The organism is Gilliamella sp. Pas-s27 (genome assembly GCF_009795865.1).
GTDB lineage: Bacteria > Pseudomonadota > Gammaproteobacteria > Enterobacterales > Orbaceae > Gilliamella.
The window spans coordinates 1-1,122 of sequence record NZ_WTEW01000082.1 but is presented as its reverse complement, the minus strand read 5'-3'; the positions used below and the strand labels follow the sequence as shown (position 1 = coordinate 1,122).

General features: G+C 27.6%; 1 protein-coding gene. It reads right to left on the bottom strand.

Going from position 1 to position 1,122, the window contains the following annotated elements; translation table 11 throughout:
• Window positions 1-132: 132 nt before the first annotated feature.
• The coding region (locus GQ589_RS11750) for a hypothetical protein (RefSeq protein WP_160426429.1) at window positions 133-1,122 on the bottom strand (990 nt) is incomplete at its 5' end.

Here is a 1,122-nt window from a genome sequence, read left to right as displayed (position 1 = left end):
GCTATCCGTAAAAGTCGGCGGCGGTAGGTTCTTTTTCCGTTGGGTTGAATATATCAGTGTCCCTGTCAAAATTTGGTGTAGTGCCCGCATCGCTGGCTATCATCTTCTAAATCCAATTTGATCATTTTATTCTTAATTATTGTGACATTTTACAACGCCTTGTCTATTTCGATTTTTACACGAAATCGATTCCAATAGCTTGAAGTACCCACTATTATCTATTTTATAATGTCTCCATTTTTCAATACTTTGAGTTTCGTCACTACCAACATAATTTAATAACCAAACATTCTTAAAATTTTTATCAATATAGTAATACTGTGAAAAAGCAGCCGATTCTAAAATTTTTTCTTTAAAAATTGATAATTTATCTATTAATTTATTATTTTTTTCAATATTCAAAAATATTTCCAAATCAAACTCTTTGTGCTGTTTTTTAGTTAAATTATATTGATATTCTCCTTTTTGATATATTACTTTCTTTTTGTCAAATAAAGTTTCACTAATTTCACCAAAATAAGAACCTAATTCGTTCAAATCACACTCACTATAAAAATATGAATTATAATAAGATCCATCAGCTGGGAAATCACACTTCTTATTCATATCATCTATAATTTTTTTATTAGCCAACATTGGATGACCAAACCAATTAAATTCACGATTTGGTATCTTATAATTAAATCCTCTATAGGTTACAGGTGATCCGTTATTTTTTTCTATATGCTTCGAAAATGTTATCAAGTAACCTGACCTAGTCAAAAAAACAAAATAATTATCTACCTTTATTAAATCAGTCAAATCTTCTTTCAGGCATAAATCATTTTTATCATTATTAGGAAATTTTATTACCTCAAATTGATTTCCTAAAGGGATTTTTTCTTCTGAAAAAATTTTTTTATACTCCTCTACTTCTGGGGTTTTCCAATGAGATAAAAGAGAAGTAATATCTGTTGTTGTCTCATACGGAATAAAACAAATTGTATCAACTATAACTTCTCCATCGATTAATATTAGTTTAATTTTCGAATATCTTTCTATTAAACTTTGCCTTTTAGAATCTGATTCTCTTCCAAAAATAGAATTCTTTGAAACTTTATAAAAATCCCAAATATCTGGAGA